This is a genomic window from Salinihabitans flavidus (genome assembly GCF_900110425.1).
In the GTDB taxonomy this organism is placed as follows: domain Bacteria; phylum Pseudomonadota; class Alphaproteobacteria; order Rhodobacterales; family Rhodobacteraceae; genus Salinihabitans; species Salinihabitans flavidus.
This window is the reverse complement of record NZ_FODS01000018.1, coordinates 24,614-39,284: the sequence shown is the minus strand read 5'-3', so window position 1 is coordinate 39,284 and position 14,671 is coordinate 24,614. Positions and strand designations below refer to the sequence as shown.

The window sequence follows — 14,671 nt, the reverse complement described above, 5'->3', positions numbered from 1 at the left end:
AACTTCCGATATGCTTCAAGTATAAAATATATATAGGTAAAGCACGCTGCCCCAATCGCTCCGATCCCCCTCGGGCCAATGAAAACGGCCCGAACGCCGGGGGAACGTCGGGCCGTTGTCTCTGCAAAGGGGGGCGCCGAGTTACGCCAGCCGCGTGTGCCGTCCCGGCGCGGCTTTCTTCTGCAATTCGATCATCTTTTCGCGGGCCTTTTCCTGCTCTCGGAACACCTGCCCCGCCCCGGCAAGATAGGGCTTCGGCCACATCGGATCGTTGCGCGCGCCATACCATGCCGCCGCCTGATGGGCGAAATAGGGGTTCCACAGATGCACCCGCCCAAGCGCCACGAGATCGGCGCGCCGCGTGTGCAGGATGGTGTTGACCTGCGCGGCCTCCGTCACCGCGCCCACCGCCATCGTGGCAATGCCCGTCAGGTTGCGCACCGCCTCGGCGAGGTGAAGCTGGAACATCCGGCCGTAAACCGGCTTCTGATCCGGCACCGTCTGCCCCGCCGACACGTCGATGAGATCGCAGCCCGCCGCGTTGAACGCCTCGGCGATCGCGACGAGATCTTCCTCGCTCAGACCGTCCTCTTTCCAGTCCGTGCCCGACACGCGCACCGACATCGGCTTGCCCTCGGGCCAGACCTTGCGCATCGCCTCGAACACCTCCATCGGAAAGCGCAGGCGGTTCTCGACGGGTCCGCCGTATTCATCCCCGCGCCGGTTGGTCAGCGGCGACAGGAAGGACGCCAGCAGATAGCCATGCGCGCAGTGCAGCTCCAGCATGTCGAACCCGGCCCGATCCGCGCGTTCGGCGGCCTGCACGAAATCGGCGGTGATCCGGTCCATCCCCGCGCGGTCAAGTTCCGCCGGGGTCTGGCTGATCCCGTCGAACCACGGAATCGGAGAGGCCGAGTAAAGCGGCCAGTTGCGCGCCTCGTCGGCGATCGGGTGATCCATCTTCTCCCAACCAAGCTGAGTGGAACCCTTGCGCCCGGCATGGCCAAGCTGCATCGCCACCTTGGCACCCGAATGCGCATGGATCAGGTCCACGATCTCGGTCCAGCGCCGCTCCTGCTCGTCGGTCCACAGGCCGGGGCACCCTTCGGTGATCCGCGCATCCGCCGACGGGCAGGTCATCTCCATGTAGATCAGGCCCATCCCCCCCATCGCGTGGCTGCAATAATGCAGCTTGTGCCACTCGGTCGGGTTGCCCTCTGTATCGGCGGAGTACTGCGCCATGGGCGACATCACCACCCGGTTGGCAAGCTCCATCTCCCGCAGCCTGAACGTCGAGAACATCGGCGTCGGCCGGTTCTCGCGCAGGTCCTCGCCCGTCTCGCGCAGATGGCGCGCATACCATTCGTCATCGGCCTTGCGCACGAACTCGGCGTCGCGCACGATCAGGTTGTCATAGGTGATCGACTTGGCGCGGCACATCACGACCATGGCGAACTCATAGGGCTCCATATCCCAGTTGCGCGCCATATGCTCGAACCACGCCAGCGACACATCGGCGTTGTGCTGAATGATCTGGCAGGGCGTGCGCCGCTCATCGTCATAGGCCCGGAACGCGGTCTGCACGTCGCGCTCCGCGTGCTCGACAAGCGCATCCGACAGCCCGATGGCGCATTCCATCGCCAGCTTCGTGCCCGACCCGATGGAAAAATGCGCACTCGCTTTGGCATCGCCAAGGATCACGATGTTGTCGGTATACCAGTTCTCGCAGAAGATCCGCGGGAACTTCCGCCAGTGCGAGCGGTTGAGCAGAAGCGGATGGCCCTCAAGCTCGTCGGCAAAGATCGCCTCTAGCTTGGCCTTGCTGTCCTCCTCGTCGAACTCGGAGAACCCGTGGCCCTGCCACGTGGCCTCGTCCATCTCGAACACCCAGGTCGATTTGCCCGGCTCATACTGATAGCAATGCGCGACCATGTGGCCATGCTCGGTTTCGCGGAAGAAATAGTTGAATTCGTCCATCGGCCGGGTGGAGCCCATCCAGCAGAAACGGTTGTTGCGGATGGTGGTGCTCGGCTGGAACGCCTCCTTGTGATACTCGCGGATCGGAGAGTTGATTCCGTCCCCCGCCACGATCACATCGCTGTCGGCAAAGCGGGTCGCAAGCTCCTCGGGCTTGACCATCACGCCGAAGGTCATCTCCACGCCTTCCTCGGCGCAGCGTTGCTGCAACAGCCGCAAAAGCGTGTGGCGCGACAGACCGCAGAACCCGTTGCCGCCCGCGCGCATCTCATGGCCCTTGAAGTGGACCGCGACATCCTGCCAATAGGCGAACTCGTCGCGCATCAGCTCGAAAAGACCCCGGTCGCGGCTGAGGAACTCGTCCAGCGTGTCGTCCGAGAACACCACGCCAAAGCCGAACGTGTCGTCGGCCTGATTCTGCTCGTACACTTCCACCGTCCAGTCCGGCTTCGCCTTCTTGGTCAGCAAGGCCGTGTAGAGCCCGCCGGGCCCGCCCCCGATCACCGTGATCTTCATCGCGCGTCTCCTTCGAATCATGCTTGGCGTGTCAAATACGTGCATTAGCACATATTAAGCAAATTTCTAGCATCCAATTGCCCCCCATGCTATGCCACGCGGCGGAACGGACAGAACGGAAAGGCGGATCATGTCATCGCAGGCCACGCAGGACACCGACTGGATTCTCGGGATCGACCCGCCCGAATACCTGCTCGCCGCCACCACGCGGCAGATCCGTGAGATGATGAACACCGTGCTGCGCCGGCACGGGCTGAAGCTGGTGGAATGGCGCATCCTGCAAAGCCTTGAGGCCGAGGGCGCGCTCTCCATCCTCGATCTGGCCGACCGCGCGGTGATCGACCGCACGGTGACAAGCCGGCTCATCGACCGGATGGTGGCGCGCGGGCTTGTCGCCAAGACCGCGCTCGAAACCGACCGCCGCTTTTCGCGCGTCACCCTGTCGGACGCGGGCCGCGACACCCTCGCAGCCTGTCAGGGCGATGTGGACCGCGCCCGCGCCGGGCTCTTCGACGGGCTGTCGCGCGATGAGGTCGCCGCGCTCACCGATGCGCTGCAAACCCTCGCCAGCAACGCCATGCGGCAGCATCATCGGCGATAGCAACCGCCCGGCGATACCCCCGATCAGGTGACCGCCGCCATCTGCGCGAAGCGCGAATCCTCCCACGGGCGCGCCGCGATGCACTCCGCCATGATCTCCACCGCGTCGAACATGTCCTCATAACGCAGGTAATAGGGCGCAAGACCAAAGCGCATCACGTTCGGCGCGCGGAAATCCCCGATCACGCCGCGCTCGATCATTGCCCGCACTACGGCATAGCCTTCGTCGAAGGCGAACGACACCTGGCTGCCGCGCTCCTCGGCCGCCTCGGGCGTGATCAGGCGCAGATCGGCGCAGCCCGGATGCCGCGCCACCAGCCTGATGAACAGATCGCACAGCGCCACGCTCTTGGCCCGCACCGTCTGCATGTCGATCCCCTCGAACACATCAAGCGCAGCCTCGACCCCTTTCATCGACAGGATCGGCTGCGTGCCGCACAGGAACCGGCGGATGCCCTCCACCGGGCGGAACTCCGCCTCGAAGGCAAAGGGCGCCGCATGGCCCCACCAGCCCGACAAGGGCTGCCGCGCCTCGGCCTGATGCCGCTCGGCCACATAGATGAACGCCGGAGAGCCGGGACCGCCATTGAGATACTTGTAGGTGCAGCCCACCGCGAAATCGGCGCCCATCGCGTCCATCTCCATCGGCAGCACCCCCGCCGAATGGCACAGGTCCCAGATCACCAGCGCCCCGGCCTCATGCGCCAGCCGCGTGATCCGCTCCATGTCCAGTAGTCGCCCGGTCCTGTAATCCACGTTCGACAGCAGCACCGCCGCCACGTCCGCGTCGATCAGATCGGCGATATCGCCCTCCGGCTCGACAAGGCGGGTCTCGTAATCGCTGCCCATCGTCGCGCCCTCGATCATGTAAAGATCGGTGGGAAAGCTGGCCTTCTCCGACACGATCACCCGGCGCTCCGGCCGAAGGCCCATCGCCGCGCGCAGTGCCTTGTAGATGTTGAGCGACGTGGTATCGCAGACCACCACCTGCCCCGGCGCCGCCCCAAAAAGCCGCCCCAGCCGGTCGCCCAGCCGCTCGGGCAGGGTGAACCACTCCGCCTTGCCCCATGAGGTGATCAGATCCTCGCGCCACTCCACGTCGATCGTGCGATCGAAAGCAGCCCGCGCGCCCTTTGGCTGCGCGCCAAGCGAATTGCCGTCCAGATAGATCACCCCCTCGGGCAGGTGAAACGCATCGCGCATCGCGGCAAGCGGATCCTGCGCATCAAGGTCCTTGCAATGCTGGCGGGTGATCTCTGTCATGGCGCGACCTCGTATGAAATGAGTTGATTCGATATACTCTTTACAAGATCACGTCACTATGTGCTACACTTTATAAAGTTTACCCGACTCAACCATACTCGATACAGATCCGCATGACCACCAGACGCTCCACTTCGGAATCGGTGTATGATCGCCTGCGCGCGATGATCCTCGCCGCCGACCTGCCCGCCGGCACCACGCTGCGCCCCTCGGCGCTGCGGGACGACTATGGCTTCGGCCTCACCCCCCTGCGCGAGGCGCTCAAGCGTCTGCAATCGGAATACCTCGTCACGGCGCAGTTCAACCACGGCTTCCGCGTCGCCGACACCACCCTGCCAGAGCTGGAGGAGATCGGGCAGGCGCGCGCCATGCTCGACACTGAAATGCTGCTCACCGCGATGCGGCAGGGCGGCGAGGACTGGGAAGGCGCGGTGGTCGCCGCCCACTATCAGCTTGGCAAGCTGGCGCCCCCCGACATGGCCACCGATGCCGAGACCCTCGCCGCATGGGAGACACGCCACAGCGCCTTTCACACCGCGCTGACCTCCGCCTGCACCTCGGTCTGGCTCAACCGCATGGCCGATTTCCTCTCCGCCCAGATGCGCCGCTATCACAGCAATATCCTCGCCGACCTGCAACGCGCCGCCGCGCGCGATCCGGCGCTGGTCGCCCCCGCGGATCGCATTCTCGGCGACGTGATGGGGCTCGATCACCACAGCCGGCTGATGGAGGCCGCGCTCGCCCGCGATCCGGCCCCCGCCGCCCGCCTGATGCGCGAACATGTCGATCTCGCGGCGCGGGCTTACATCGGCCTGCAACGTCTTCTCACACAATCCAGCGCGGCCTGACCGCCGAAGGGAGCTTTCCATGACCGACGACAAAAGCGACAAGCACGGCCGCTACCTCGAACGCGGGGTCGAAGAGACCCTCGTGACCGAGTTCGAGACCGACCGCCGCAGCAGCTATGGCGATTTTCTCGAACTCAAGACCCTGCTCAACCTGCAAAAGACCTTTCAGGACCCCGCCCAGCCCGACGAGATGCTCTTCATCATCATTCACCAGGTCAGCGAGCTGTGGCTGAAACTCATGCACCACCAGCTCGAAGAGGTGATGAAGCAACTGCGCCGCGACGCCTTCGGCCCCGCGATGAAGAACATCGACCGCGTGAAGGCGATCCAGAGGCAGCTCATCACCTCATGGGAAACCCTGCTGACGATGACGCCCGCCGACTACATGCTGTTCCGCGACGCGCTCGGCAGCTCCTCGGGCTTTCAGAGCTACGGCTACCGCCGGATCGAATTCATGCTCGGCAACAAGGACGCCTCCACGCTGGCGGTGCACAGGCACGACCCCGAGGTGATGGAAATGCTGACCGAGACGCTCCACGCCCCTTCGCTCTATGACGAGGTGATCCGCATGCTGTCCCGGCAGGGATTCGACGTGCCCGAAGAGCTGCTGGAGCGGGACTTCAGCCAGCCCTATTCCGGCGACAAGCGCATCGTGGAGATCTGGGCGGAGGTGTTCCGCAACACCGAAGAGCACTGGGATCTCTACGCGCTGGCCGAAAAGCTGATGGATGTGGAAACGCTGTTCCAGCGCTGGCGCTTCGATCACATGACAGCCGTGGAACGGGTGATCGGGATGCAGCCCGGCACCGGCGGCTCATCCGGCGTCGCCTTCCTGAAAAAGGCGCTCGACCTGAAGTTCTTCCATGACCTCTACGACGTGCGCGGCGCGCTCTTCTACAAGTAGCATGAGGCGGCGCAGGACCCGCCCGGTACACTGCGCCGCTCCCTCCTATTGAAACACCACCGGAACCTGCCGTTCGCGGTTGACGGTCAGAGAGAAGACATCGGGCCGTGCATAATGCCCGCTCGCGTCAAACTTGCGCCGCGACGCCCGCGCCGCCGAGACATCCACCTCCGCGATCAGCAGGCCCTTCTCCTCGTGCATCGGCCCCGCGACCGCGCCGCCAAAGGGCTGATAGACCACGGCATCGCCGGGATTGACCCAGTCGCTCTCATTCGCAAACAGCTCGTCGCGATAGGGCAGATCGCTTGGAATATCCGACGCTTCCAGCGCCGTCGCACAACCCACGACCCAGCGCCCTCCCTCGCGCGCGATATGCTGCATCGTGGCAAGCCAGGTCGCGCCGCTGTCCCACGTCGGGGCCACATAGATGTCGATATTCTGAGCATACAGCGCATAACGCGCCAGCGGCATGTAATTCTCCCAGCAGAGCAACGCCCCCACCCGCCCCACGGCGGTCTCCACGACATTGAGACCAAAGCCGTCTCCGAAGCCCCAGATCATCCGCTCGGGATTGGTCGGCATCAGCTTGCGGTGCGTGTTGGCCAGCCGGCCGTCCGCGTCGATGATCGCGCAACTGTTGAACAGCGTGCTGCCGCTGACGGCCCCGTCGATCTCCTGAAACCCCATCACCACGACAACACCGTTGTCGCGGGCCGCCTCCTGCAAGGGCGCAAGACCGTCCCGGCTCAGATCGACCGAGTTGGCCTGCGACAGCGCATAGAGCGTGTCGGTCTTGCCCATCCCCGCACCGGGCGGCAGGCGCCACACGAAGGTCGGATACCCCGGAAGCCATGTTTCCGGAAACACCACCAGACCGCATCCCTTCGCCGCCGATTCCTCCACGATTTCGACGGCGCGGGCCATGGATTTTTCAAGATTCAGATAGACCGGCGCATATTGTACGACTGAAATCTTCATGGAACTCTCTCCACCCCCGACATGAGGGTGGCGCACCCTAGCATGAAACCGGCCGTTTCCGGCCGCCCATCGCGCCTCGCGTCTCGCGTATCGAACCCGTCCCCGCCTCCGCGCGCTCCTCTTCTCGGGTCAAATATCCCGGGGTCCGGGGCAGAGCCCCGGGGGCCTGCGCGGCCTGAGCGCAAATCATGGTGCGCGCGCGGAACGCGCGCTCCATCTCGAAGCGGCCGCAGGAGAGAGCGCCTCCCCGAACGCCCCGTTAACCAAGGGCGGGATGCGCACTCGGTCACCGACGCGATACCGACGTGATACAGCCAGCGGTTTTTGCCGCGTTAACAAGGGCCTGAGGCGAGTCGCGCCAGAAGTTAACGCACCACGTAAACCGAGCACTCCGAATGGCGCACCACGCGCGCCGCGTTGGGGCCGAGAAGGTAGTCGCGGAAATCGGGCTTGTGCGCCCCGATCACGATCAGCCCGGCCCCGTCCGCCCGGGCCACATGCAGGATTTCCTCATAGGCGTTGCCGGTGGCGACGATATGGCGAACGGATTTGTTCGCCTCCTCGCCCAGCACCTGCACCGCCAGCGCATTGAGCCGCCGCCGCGCCTCGTCTTCGGCTTTCTTGTGATGGCCCGGCTCGAAGAAACTGCCGACCACGCTCATGCCGTAATCGGGCACCACCGTGATCACGTCAAGCTGCGCGCCTTCCATTTGCGCAAGCTGCGCGGCCTTTTTCAGAACCTTCGCATCGCGATCCTCATTGCTGACATCGATGGCACACAGAACGGGTTTGTGGCTCATACCGGCACTCCTTCCTTGCGCATGCGGCCCCTTTGCAACAGGACGATCAGCCCCAGCAACACAAGCGCCGGGATAAAGACGATCTCCTTGGCCATCTGGTCCGCCGGGGCCTTCACCGACTCGATGGTGACCGGGGTATCGGCATAGAAATCAAAGCCTTGCATGACATCGGAATAGGGCGTTCCGAACATCGGTTCGTCCATCGCGACGCCCTGATCGCTCTCCATCAGCATCAGCCCGGCGTCCGCCAGCCGCGCGGCCCCGTCGCCCTCGCCCTCGGCGGTGACGACAAGCGTCGTCTCCTTGATCTCCCCGGTCAGAAAGTCCGGCCCCGACACCACGACACGCAACTCCTCGCCCGGATCGGCCGCGCCCAGGGCTGCCTCGAAACGCGCCGGCTCCACCATCTCGAAAGGCGGCTGGATCCGGTCCATGAAGTAATCCGGCCGGAACAGCGCAAAGGCCACAAGGATCAGCGCCGCGCTTTCATACATCCGGTTGCGGATCAGGAAATGACCCATCGTCCCGGCGGTAAAGACAAGGATCGCGATGGTCGCGATCACCGCCACGAGGATGCCCTGCATCCAGCTCACGTCGATCAGCAGCAGATCGGTGTTGAAGATGAAGAAGAATGGCAGCACCACGGTGCGCAGCGAATAGAAGAAGGCGGTGAACCCGGTGCGGATCGCATCGCCCCCCGACACCGCCGCGGCGGCGAAACTGGCCAGCCCCACGGGCGGCGTCACATCGGCCATGATCCCGAAATAAAAGACGAAAAGATGCACCGCGATCAGCGGCACGATCAGCCCCGACTGCGCCCCGAGTTCCACCACGACCCCCGCCATGAGTGAGCTGACAACGATGTAATTGGCCGTCGTCGGCAACCCCATCCCGAGGATCAGGCTCAGCAGCCCCACCATCACCAGCATCAGGATCAGGTTGCCGCCCGACAGGAATTCCACCAGCCCGGCCATCACCTGCCCCACCCCGGTGAGCGTGACAGTGCCCACGATCACCCCGGCGGTCGCGGTTGCCAGACCGATCCCGATCATGTTGCGCGCCCCGGCGATCAGCCCCTCCACGAAGTCGCCCACACCGAGGACGAAGGTGTTGGCCAGATCGCTCTGGCCCCGGAAGATCGCCTTGATCGGGCGCTGCGTCAGCAGGATCACGAACAGAAGGATCGCCGCCCAGAACGCCGAAAGCCCGGGCGACTTCTGCTCGATCATCAGGAAATAGACCAGCACGAGGATCGGCAGCAGGTAATAGAGGCCCGACTTGTAGATCTCGCCGACGACGGGAAGTTTCACCTCCTCCGCGTTGGGATCATCCGGCTCCAGATCCGGCCCCTTGGAGGCCAGCCACAAGAGCGCCAGATAGGCCAGAAACACCAGCCCCGACAGGATCAGACCAGAGGACGGCAAGGCCGATGTGATCCAGCCCACCGGATATTGCAGGCCGTAGCACAGGCCCGCGAACCCCACAAAGAAGGCCGCCATCCCGCCGATCGTGCGCCCCATCGACACCACCCGGTCGCCGAGCGTCGGCATGTTCTGCTTCACCGCCTCCAGATGGACGATATAGACCAGCGCGATGTAGGAGATCGCCGCCGGCAGGAAGGCGTGGGTGATCACCTCGACATAGGAAATACCGACATATTCCACCATCAGGAACGCCGCCGCGCCCATCACCGGCGGCATGATCTGCCCGTTGACCGAAGAGGCCACCTCCACCGCACCGGCCTTCTCGGAGGTGAAGCCCACCCGCTTCATCAACGGGATGGTGAAGGTGCCGGTGGTCACCACATTGGCGATGGAAGATCCGGAAATCAGGCCGGTCGCGGCGCTGCCCACCACGGCGGCCTTGGCCGGCCCGCCCTTGAGGTGACCGAGCGCGCCGAAGGCCATCTTGATGAAATAATTGCCCGCCCCCGCCTTGTCGAGCATCGCGCCGAACAGCACGAACAGGAACACGAATTTCGTGGACACGCCCAGCGCGATGCCGAACACGCCCTCGGATGTGGTCCACATGTGGCTCATCGCCTTCTGGAGCGACGCGCCCTTCCAACGGATCACGTCGGGCACCCAGTCGGAGGCGCCGAAAAACACATAGGCCAAGAAAATCGTGGCGATGATCGCCATCGCCGGGCCAAGCGCACGCCGCGCCCCCTCGAACAGTAGCAACAGACCGGCAAGCGCGAACCACTTGTCGGTATCGTCGGCAAGGCCACCAGACTGCACGATCTTTTCATAGAAGAAATAACCGTAAAGCGCGATGAAGGCCCCCGCGACGGCCATGATCCAGTCTTGGATCGGGATATATCCACGCGGGCTCGACCGCAGCGCGGGATAGGCCATGAAAGCCAGGAAGATCGCAAAGGCAAGATGAATCTGGCGACTGTTGTTGATGATGTCTCCCGGCAGCACGTAATTGGCCAGCGGCGAGGCCAGAAGCACCTGAAAGAGCGACCAGACAACCGCCACGACCGCCAGAAAATAGCCGACGGCCCCCTTCGGGCTGCGCGCCCCGGCGTCGGTGGAGCTTACCAGTTCCTGAAGGTCTGCCTCGCTCAGACCGCCGCGGCCCGTCCGGTCGTCTGCCATCGCATCGCTCTCCCTGCCCGCCGGCCAAAGCCGGTGCCTGCCGTTGCACATTGCCCCATCAAGGGGAAAAGGGCGGCATCCGCCCCTTTCCAAAGTCCGATCCTAGTCGATCAGACCGGCTTCGCGATAGTATTTTGCCGCGCCCTCATGCAGCGGGGCCGAAAGGCCGTCCTTGACCATCTCCTCGCGCTTGAGCACGCCAAAGGCCGGGTGCAGCCCCTTGAACTCCTCGAAGTTCTCGAAGACGGCTTTCACCACGGTGTAGACCGCCTTCTCGGACACGTCGGACGAGGTCACGAAGGTCGCGCCGACACCAAAGGTCGTCGTGTCATCCGGGTTGCCGCGATACATCCCACCGGGGATCGTGGCCATGCGATAGAACGGGTTGTCGTCAACCAGACCGCGCACCGCATCGTTGTCCACCTCGACCAGCACGGACTCGCAAGCGGTCGTCGCCTCCTGAATCGATCCGGACGGGTGTCCGACGGTATAGACCATCGCGTCGATCTGGTTGTCACAAAGCGCCGCGGACTGCTCCGCTGCCTTCAGTTCGGTCGCCAGTTCGAAATCGTCGGTGGTCCAGCCCATCGCATCCATCAGCACTTCCATCGTGCCGCGCTGGCCCGATCCGGGGTTGCCGATGTTCACGCGCTTGCCCTTGAGATCCTCGAAGGTCTCGATGTCGGCATCGGCGCGCGCCACCACGGTGAACGGCTCGGGGTGGACAGAGAATACCGCGCGCAGGCTCTCGAACGGTCCCTGCTCCTCAAAGCGCGAGGTGCCGTTATAGGCGTGATACTGCCAGTCGGACTGCGCCACGCCGAACTCGAGCTCCCCAGCGCGGATGGTGTTGATGTTGTAGACCGACCCGCCCGTGGATTCCACCGAGCAGCGGATCCCATGCTCCTTGCGGCCCTTGTTGACCAGACGGCAGATCGCGCCTCCCGTTGGGTAATACACCCCCGTGACACCGCCGGTGCCGATGGTGATGAACTCCTCGGCGAAAGCCGCTGGCGCCATGAGCGCCCCCGCTGCCATCCCGACAATTCCATATTTCATTCTTGAAAACATCATATACTCCCTTTTGATTGATGTTGCGTCGTTGTCATTCACGTCTCGCTCACCTCTTGAAGGCGGCGATTGCACTCTTCGACCTCTGCGATCCGCGCGGTGGCCTCCGGCCCGGCCTTGCTGGCCAGCATACCGATCATTGTCTCCACGAGAAACAGCGGCGTCACATAGGACGAAAAGAAATGCGGGCTTTCGGTCTGCACCAGAAACCCCGAATCCGCATGGCGCAGTGCCGGGCAGGCGTGGGTGTCGGTGATCACCACAACGTAAACCCCCTGCGCGCGCGCCAGCTCCGCCAGCAGAAGCGCCTTGGGCGAGAACGGCGGCATGGTCACGATCACCAGCGCATCGCGCGCCCCCATCCCCGTCAGCGCAGAGCCGAGCGAGGTGCCCATGCGGCCCGCGATCTCCCACTGGGGCGCCATCATACGCGCCATGTAGGCCATGTATTCGGCAATCCCGGTCGAGCCCAGCGCCCCGAACAATAGCACCCGGCGCGCGGCGTGCAGCCGCTCCACCGCCGCATTGAGCCGCGCGGGATCAATGCTTTCCGACAGCGCCTGAAGGTTGCGCAGGCAGGCATCGCGATGAGCGTTGAAGAACCCGGTGTCACCGCCGCCGTGATCGCTCTGAAGCCGACCGGCGCGGTCCGCGAAACTGTTGACGCGCCGCCCGATGCGGCGCCGCATCCCCTCGCGCAACTCCTCGAAACTGTCATATTCCAGCATCCGCGCCAGCCGCGAGAAGGTCGCCGGCGCAAGGCCGCTCTCACCCGCCACCGCGCGCAGGCTGCGCGAGGCGATGTCCACCGGATGGCGCGCCACGTAATCGCCCGCTTCGCGCACCCGTGCGCTCAGCGTGTCGTATTTGTCGGCCAGCCTGTGTTCGAACGATGTGGTCAAACCGCGTCTTCCCCCCGGGCTACGCGATTTCAACTGTTTCGAGTGTTTCACTTCTTGTCAACAGTTGATTGATCTGTTTCAATCTCTCGGCATACCGGAGAGCGCCATGTCACATGTCTTCCCACGCCACACCAAAGTCCGCCCGCCCGTCGCCCGGCGCGGAGACGGTGCCTACATCATCGACGCCGAGGGACGGCGCTATCTCGACGGCTCGGGCGGCGCCGCGGTCTCCTGTCTGGGACATTCCGACCCCGAGGTGATCGCCGCCATTCAGGCGCAGGCCGAACAGCTCGCCTTCGCCCACACCGGCTTTTTCACCTCCGAGCCCGCGGAAACACTGGCCGACCGGCTCATCGCCCACGCCCCCGAAGGGATCGAGAAGGTCTATTTCGTCTCCGGCGGCTCGGAGGCGGTGGAGGCCGCGCTGAAACTCGCGCGGCAGTATTTCCTCGAAATCGGAGAGCCGGCGCGCCATCGCGTCATCGCCCGCCGACAAAGCTATCATGGCAACACGCTCGGCGCGCTGGCCACGGGGGGCAACGCATGGCGGCGTGAACCCTTCGCGCCACTGATGATCGAAACCTCGCATATCTCCCCCTGCTACGACTACCGGGGCCGCGCCGAGGGCGAAAGCGCAGAGGACTACGGCCAGCGCGTCGCCAATGAGCTTGAGGCCGAACTGCTGCGCCTTGGCCCCGAGACTGTCCTCGCCTTCGTGGCCGAGCCGGTGGTCGGCGCCACGCTGGGGGCGGTGCCGCCGGTGCCGGGCTATTTCCGGCGCATCCGCGAAATCTGCGACGCCCACGGCATCCTTCTGATCCTCGACGAGGTGATGTGCGGCATGGGGCGCACCGGCACGCTCTTCGCCTGCGAACAGGACGGTGTGCGCCCCGACATCATCACCATCGCCAAGGGGCTGGGCGCGGGCTATCAGCCGATCGGCGCGATGCTCTGCTCCGGCGCGATCTACGGCGCGATCGAGGGCGGATCGGGCTTTTTCCAGCACGGCCACACCTATAGCGGCCATCCCACCGCCTGCGCCGCCGCCACTGTGGTGGTGGACAAGCTGACGGGGGGCGGGCTGACGGACCGCGCCCGCACCATGGGCGAGACGCTGGACGCCGCGCTGCGCGCCGCCTTCGGCCAGCACCCGCATGTCGGCGACATCCGCGGGCGCGGCATGTTCCGGGGGCTGGAGCTGGTCGCCGACCGCGACACGAAAGAGCCTTTCGCGCCTGACCGCGCCATCCACAAGGCCGTCAAACGTGCCGCCTTCGAGGCCGGGCTGATCTGCTACCCGATGGGCGGCACCATCGACGGGCTGCGCGGCGATCACATCCTGCTCGCCCCGCCCTTCATCCTGACCGAAGCGCAGGTGGAAGAACTGGTCGGCAAGCTGTCCACCGCGCTCGACGCGGCGCTGGCCTGATGCGGGCCCTGCCCCGGCTCATGGTCGCGCCCAATGGCGCGCGGCGCGGCAAGGCCGATCATCCGGCCCTGCCCATCACCCTGCCCGAGACCACCGCCACCGCGCGCGCCTGTTTCGACGCCGGCGCGGACGGGCTGCACCTGCACCTGCGCGACGACGAGGGCCGTCACCTGCTCGATACCGGCCGCTATGCCGAGGCGCTGGCCGAACTGGCCCGCACAGTCCCCGGCATGGCCGTCCAGATCACGACAGAGACGGCCGGCCGCTACGCCCCGCCGCATCAGCGCCGCGTGGCATTGGACAGCGGCGCGGACATGGTCTCCGTCTCCATCCGAGAGATCACCGAAGGCCAGGACCGCGCCACCACCGCCGCCTTCTTCGAGGACTGCGCCGCCGCCGGAATCGCGGTGCAGCATATACTCTATGATCGCGGCGACATCGCCCTGCTCTGCGATATGCTGCCGGAGGCGCTTCTGCGCGCCCCAAACCTTCAGGTCATTCATGTTCTGGGCCGCCATGCCAACCGACAGGAAAGCGACCCCGCCGACCTCGACCCCTTCCTGACGGAAATGGCCCGCCGTGGGCTCGCGCCGGACTGGGCCGCCTGCGCCTTCGGGCGCGCGGAAACCGCCTGCCTTGTTTCTGCCCATGAACGCGGCGGAAAATGCCGCGTTGGGTTCGAGAACTCTCTCTGGCATGCCGACGGCAGCCTCGCGCGCGACAACGCCGACCGAGTCACCGCGCTGCGCCGCGCGCTGGCCGCGCTCCCCGCCTGACACG

General features: G+C 64.9%; 12 protein-coding genes. 5 read left to right on the top strand and 7 right to left on the bottom strand.

Going from position 1 to position 14,671, the window contains the following annotated elements; translation table 11 throughout:
- Nucleotides 1-141: 141 nt before the first annotated feature.
- On the bottom strand, nucleotides 142-2,493 hold the full coding sequence (locus BMW66_RS13970) for an oxidoreductase (protein ID WP_093119417.1): 2,352 nt from the start codon (nucleotides 2,491-2,493) through the stop codon (nucleotides 142-144).
- A gap of 130 nt (nucleotides 2,494-2,623) precedes the next feature.
- On the opposite strand from BMW66_RS13970, the gene BMW66_RS13965 reads away from it, so the two are divergent.
- On the top strand, nucleotides 2,624-3,094 hold the full coding sequence (locus BMW66_RS13965; RefSeq protein WP_175483253.1) for a MarR family winged helix-turn-helix transcriptional regulator: 471 nt from the start codon (nucleotides 2,624-2,626) through the stop codon (nucleotides 3,092-3,094).
- A gap of 23 nt (nucleotides 3,095-3,117) precedes the next feature.
- On the opposite strand, the gene kynU is transcribed toward BMW66_RS13965, so the two are convergent.
- Nucleotides 3,118-4,356 carry a kynureninase gene (kynU, locus tag BMW66_RS13960; protein WP_093119413.1) on the bottom strand — a complete coding sequence of 413 codons (1,239 nt, stop codon included), beginning with the start codon at nucleotides 4,354-4,356 and terminating at the stop codon, nucleotides 3,118-3,120.
- A gap of 113 nt (nucleotides 4,357-4,469) precedes the next feature.
- On the opposite strand from kynU, the gene BMW66_RS13955 reads away from it, so the two are divergent.
- Together BMW66_RS13955 and BMW66_RS13950 are read left to right on the top strand one after the other, a co-directional pair.
- A complete protein-coding gene (locus BMW66_RS13955) occupies nucleotides 4,470-5,204 on the top strand; it encodes a GntR family transcriptional regulator (protein WP_093119412.1) in 735 nt (244 codons plus the stop codon).
- A 19-nt stretch (nucleotides 5,205-5,223) separates the two neighbouring features.
- Nucleotides 5,224-6,108: a tryptophan 2,3-dioxygenase gene (locus BMW66_RS13950; protein ID WP_093119411.1), complete on the top strand. Its 885-nt coding sequence runs from the start codon at nucleotides 5,224-5,226 to the stop codon at nucleotides 6,106-6,108.
- 45 nt (nucleotides 6,109-6,153) lie between these two features.
- Here the strand turns inward: BMW66_RS13950 and BMW66_RS13945 are convergent, their stop codons facing one another.
- From BMW66_RS13945 to BMW66_RS13925, 5 genes are all read right to left on the bottom strand, one after another.
- Nucleotides 6,154-7,086, bottom strand: coding sequence for a carbon-nitrogen hydrolase family protein (locus BMW66_RS13945; RefSeq protein ID WP_093119410.1), 933 nt, complete (start codon nucleotides 7,084-7,086; stop codon nucleotides 6,154-6,156).
- A gap of 365 nt (nucleotides 7,087-7,451) precedes the next feature.
- On the bottom strand, nucleotides 7,452-7,886 hold the full coding sequence (locus tag BMW66_RS13940) for a universal stress protein (protein WP_093119409.1): 435 nt from the start codon (nucleotides 7,884-7,886) through the stop codon (nucleotides 7,452-7,454).
- Entirely contained in the window at nucleotides 7,883-10,489 is a 2,607-nt protein-coding gene (locus tag BMW66_RS13935) for a TRAP transporter permease (protein WP_093119486.1), read from the bottom strand. The genes BMW66_RS13940 and BMW66_RS13935 overlap by 4 nt, the downstream gene beginning before the upstream one ends.
- A 102-nt stretch (nucleotides 10,490-10,591) precedes the next feature.
- Nucleotides 10,592-11,548, bottom strand: a complete 957-nt coding sequence (locus BMW66_RS13930; RefSeq protein ID WP_093119485.1) for a TAXI family TRAP transporter solute-binding subunit — start codon at nucleotides 11,546-11,548, stop codon at nucleotides 10,592-10,594.
- A gap of 50 nt (nucleotides 11,549-11,598) precedes the next feature.
- The gene (locus BMW66_RS13925) at nucleotides 11,599-12,462 is read right to left on the bottom strand and encodes a MurR/RpiR family transcriptional regulator (protein WP_245729487.1); all 864 of its coding nucleotides are present in this window, start codon (nucleotides 12,460-12,462) and stop codon (nucleotides 11,599-11,601) included.
- Nucleotides 12,463-12,568: 106 nt separating this feature from the next.
- Between BMW66_RS13925 and BMW66_RS13920 the strand changes: the two genes are divergently transcribed.
- Nucleotides 12,569-13,891 (top strand): aspartate aminotransferase family protein, encoded by a 1,323-nt coding sequence (locus BMW66_RS13920; RefSeq protein WP_093119408.1) that lies wholly within the window; start codon nucleotides 12,569-12,571, stop codon nucleotides 13,889-13,891.
- Complete coding sequence (locus tag BMW66_RS13915) at nucleotides 13,891-14,667, top strand: beta-keto acid cleavage family enzyme (protein WP_093119406.1); 777 nt, start codon at nucleotides 13,891-13,893, stop codon at nucleotides 14,665-14,667. Before BMW66_RS13920 ends, BMW66_RS13915 begins: the two co-directional genes overlap by 1 nt.
- Nucleotides 14,668-14,671 lie beyond the last annotated feature (4 nt).

Excerpts from the sequence above, each read along its gene's own strand:
- kynU (WP_093119413.1), bottom strand. The coding sequence starts at position 4,356 with ATGACAGAGATCACCCGCCAGCATTGCAAGGACCTTGATGCGCAGGAT.
- BMW66_RS13955 (WP_093119412.1), top strand. The coding sequence starts at position 4,470 with ATGACCACCAGACGCTCCACTTCGGAATCGGTGTATGATCGCCTGCGC.
- BMW66_RS13940 (WP_093119409.1), bottom strand. The coding sequence starts at position 7,886 with ATGAGCCACAAACCCGTTCTGTGTGCCATCGATGTCAGCAATGAGGAT.
- BMW66_RS13945 (WP_093119410.1), bottom strand. The coding sequence starts at position 7,086 with ATGAAGATTTCAGTCGTACAATATGCGCCGGTCTATCTGAATCTTGAA.
- BMW66_RS13950 (WP_093119411.1), top strand. The coding sequence starts at position 5,224 with ATGACCGACGACAAAAGCGACAAGCACGGCCGCTACCTCGAACGCGGG.
- BMW66_RS13970 (WP_093119417.1), bottom strand. The coding sequence starts at position 2,493 with ATGAAGATCACGGTGATCGGGGGCGGGCCCGGCGGGCTCTACACGGCC.
- BMW66_RS13915 (WP_093119406.1), top strand. The coding sequence starts at position 13,891 with ATGCGGGCCCTGCCCCGGCTCATGGTCGCGCCCAATGGCGCGCGGCGC.
- BMW66_RS13920 (WP_093119408.1), top strand. The coding sequence starts at position 12,569 with ATGTCACATGTCTTCCCACGCCACACCAAAGTCCGCCCGCCCGTCGCC.
- BMW66_RS13965 (WP_175483253.1), top strand. The coding sequence starts at position 2,624 with ATGTCATCGCAGGCCACGCAGGACACCGACTGGATTCTCGGGATCGAC.
- BMW66_RS13930 (WP_093119485.1), bottom strand. The coding sequence starts at position 11,548 with ATGAAATATGGAATTGTCGGGATGGCAGCGGGGGCGCTCATGGCGCCA.
- BMW66_RS13935 (WP_093119486.1), bottom strand. The coding sequence starts at position 10,489 with ATGGCAGACGACCGGACGGGCCGCGGCGGTCTGAGCGAGGCAGACCTT.